This is a genomic window from Streptomyces sp. NPDC054841 (assembly GCF_053611045.1).
Map to the genome: position 1 here is coordinate 1 of NZ_JBSGZO010000738.1, position 2896 is coordinate 2896.

Below are 2896 nucleotides of genomic sequence, written 5' to 3' on the forward strand. Positions count from 1 at the left end.
GAGGTGCCGTAGCTGTCGTCGCGGGCCCGACAAGATCGCCCGGACAGGGCCTAGGGCCGGACAGGCCCCAGGGCGTGGGGCGGGTCGCACCACCCGTCCGGGTCACGGCTGGGTGGCCGGACCGGTGGTGCGCCTCCCCTCGAACCGCAGGGCCACGCCCGTCGCGACCGCGCCCAGGCCCTCCCACACGGCAATGCCGAGGAAAGCGGTCGGTGCGCGGTGGGAGAGCACCGCGAAGGCGAAGACGAAGCAGGTCAGCAGGCGGAACGGGACCGTCCAGCGGAAGAAGGCCTTCCAGTCGGCGAGCGCCGCCAGCACGTAGTACACGCCCATGTTGAGCGCGGCCATCGAGGAGGCGGTGACGAAGGACTGCGCGTAGTCCCCGGCGTCGAAGGTCACGTCCGAAGCCGGCCCCAGACCCATGACCATGAGCAAGTGGCTCGGGGAGATCAGCCCCGTCAGCCCCATCGTCGCGGCGAGGACACCGAACACGGCCATGGTCCAGCCGGACAGGGAACGGGGCAGCTGCTGCACGGAGTCCTCCACATACACCTGTATTGAAGATTGAAGTACCCCTGCATACCGTGCTGCGTGTCCCGAAGCCAACCGGAGTCGGCGCCTCCTCAGCGATGCCCCTACCTGAGCGCCGCCTCCATCATCTTCTGGGCGATCGGCGCCGCCAGCCCGTTGCCGCTGACCTCCGAGCGCGCCGCACCCGAGTCCTCGACGATCACCGCGACCGCCACCTCCTTGCCGGTCGCACCATCTCCGCCCCCGGCGGTCTTCGCGTACGACGTGAACCAGGCGTACGGCGTCTTGCTGTTGTTCTCGCCGTGCTGGGCCGTGCCCGTCTTCCCGCCGACCTCGGCGCCGCTGATCCGCGCGTTGCTGCCCGTGCCGTCCTCGACGACCGTGACCATGGCGCTGCGCAGCTGTTCCGCCGTGGACGAGGACACGATCCGCTCCGCCCCGGAGTCCCCGTAGCTCTGGAGGGTGTCGCCGTCCGCGTCCACCACCTTGGAGACCATGTGCGGGGACGCCATGAGACCGTCATTGGCCAGAGCGGCGGACACCATCGCCATCTGCAGCGGAGTCGCCGTCACCTCGAACTGGCCGATGCCCGTCAGCGCCGTCTGCGCCGAGTCCATGTCCGTCGGGTAGACGCTCTTCGACGCGCGCACGGGGACATCCTGTTCGGCATCGTTGAAGCCGAACTTCTCCGCCATGGCCCGGACCTTCTCCTTGCCCAGATCCGCGGCCATCTTCCCGAAGACGTTGTTGCAGGAGTACCGCAGCGCGGTGCGCATGGTCGCGTCCTCGCAGGGTGCGGACTTGTTCTCGTTCTCCAGCACGGTCCGGGTGTTCGGCAGCGTGTACGGGTCCGGGCTGTCCGTCCGCTCGTCCACCGACGAGTAGAGCCCGTCCTCCAGCGCCGCCGCCGCGACCACCAGCTTGAAGGTCGAGCCGGGCGGCAGCGGCTGGCGCAGCGCCCGGTTGAGCATCGGCTGGTCCTTGTCGCCGGTGAGCTGCTTCCAGGCGTCGCCGTCGGTCGTCCCGCTGATCGTCGACGGGTCGTACGACGGCGTGCTCACGATCCCCAGGATCCGGCCGGTCTTCGGATCGATGGCGACCGCCGCGCCCTTCTTGTCGCCGAGCGCCTCGAAACCGGCCTTCTGCACGGCGGGGTCGACGGTGGTGAGGACGTCACCGGGCTTGGCCTGCTTGCCGGTGAGCAGGTCCAGCGGGTTCTTGAGCAGATTGTCGGTGCCGTCGAGCACGTCGCTGTAGATGCCTTCGAGCTGGGTCGCGCCGTACGCCTGCGAGCTGTAGCCGGTGACCGGCGCGTACAGCTCGCCCTTCGTGTACGTGCGCTTGTACGCGAGATCGCTGCCCTCCGTTGTCCTCGAGCCGGTGACCGGCGAACCGGCCACGACGATGTCGCCCAGCGGCTGCGCGTACTGCGCGATGGTGTTCCGCCGGTTGTGCTTGTCGTCCGCGAGGGCCTCGGCCTTGTACGCCTGCACCCAGGTGGCCCGCACCAGCAGGGCGAGCACCAGGAGCAGACTGAAGACCGCGGCGCGCCTGATCGTCTTGTTCATCCCAGGGAGGGACGAGCGGCCTGAGGCGTTCCGTTCCGTTCTGCCGGGTTTCTCAGGGAATCCTCATCCGCTCCGGCGGGCGAGGATCCCGCCGGACCTACCGCGGGACGATGAACCCCGACTCGTACGCCGCGATCACCGCCTGCGTACGGTCCCGCGTGCCCGTCTTCGCCAGGACCGCCGCCACATGGGTCTTCGCCGTCGCCGGGCCGACCCGGAGCTGCTCCGCGATCTCCGCGTTGGTCAGGCCCCTCGCCATCAGCCGGAGCACGTCCGCCTCCCGCCCGGTCAGCCGCGCGGCCCAGGGCGGCGGCGGGGCGGGTGCGTGGCGCGCGTACTCCGCGGCGAGGCCCCGCAGCGCGGCCGGGTAGAGCAGCGAGTCGCTGCGGGCGACCAGCCGGACCGCCGCCACCAGGTCCTCCGCGGCGGCACGCTTGAGCAGAAAGCCCGCGGCGCCCGCCCGCAGCGCGTCGTACACGTACGAGTCGTTCTCGAAGGTCGTCACGACCACGATCCGCGGAGGCGCGTCCATCGAGCCGAGGATCTGCTGAGTGGCCCGGATGCCGTCGACCTCCGGCATGCGGACGTCCATCAGCACCACGTCCGGGCGCAGCTCGCGAACGACGGACACCGCCTCGGCGCCCGTCGCCGCCTCTCCCGCCACCTCCAGGTCCGGTTCGGCGTCGAGGATGACGCGCAGCGCGGTGCGGACCATGCGCTCGTCGTCGGCGAGGACGACCCGGATCGCGCTCATCGTCCACCGGCCAGGGGGAGGCGGGCGGTGAGCCGCCAGGTCT

At 70.5% G+C, this 2896-nt stretch carries 3 protein-coding genes; all 3 read right to left on the reverse strand.

Annotation, left to right across the window (positions count from 1 at the left end; genetic code table 11):
- Nucleotides 1-102 precede the first annotated feature (102 nt).
- Nucleotides 103-534: a hypothetical protein gene (locus ACWGI8_RS42510; protein WP_453668817.1), complete on the reverse strand. Its 432-nt coding sequence runs from the start codon at nt 532-534 to the stop codon at nt 103-105.
- 101 nt (nt 535-635) lie between these two features.
- Nucleotides 636-2099 carry a peptidoglycan D,D-transpeptidase FtsI family protein gene (locus ACWGI8_RS42515; protein ID WP_453668818.1) on the reverse strand — a complete coding sequence of 488 codons (1464 nt, stop codon included), beginning with the start codon at nt 2097-2099 and terminating at the stop codon, nt 636-638.
- A gap of 97 nt (nt 2100-2196) precedes the next feature.
- A complete protein-coding gene (locus ACWGI8_RS42520; RefSeq protein ID WP_453668819.1) occupies nt 2197-2853 on the reverse strand; it encodes a response regulator in 657 nt (218 codons plus the stop codon).
- Nucleotides 2854-2896: the final 43 nt, after the last annotated feature.

Excerpts from the sequence above, each read along its gene's own strand:
- ACWGI8_RS42515 (WP_453668818.1), bottom strand. The coding sequence starts at position 2,099 with ATGAACAAGACGATCAGGCGCGCCGCGGTCTTCAGTCTGCTCCTGGTG.
- ACWGI8_RS42520 (WP_453668819.1), bottom strand. The coding sequence starts at position 2,853 with ATGAGCGCGATCCGGGTCGTCCTCGCCGACGACGAGCGCATGGTCCGC.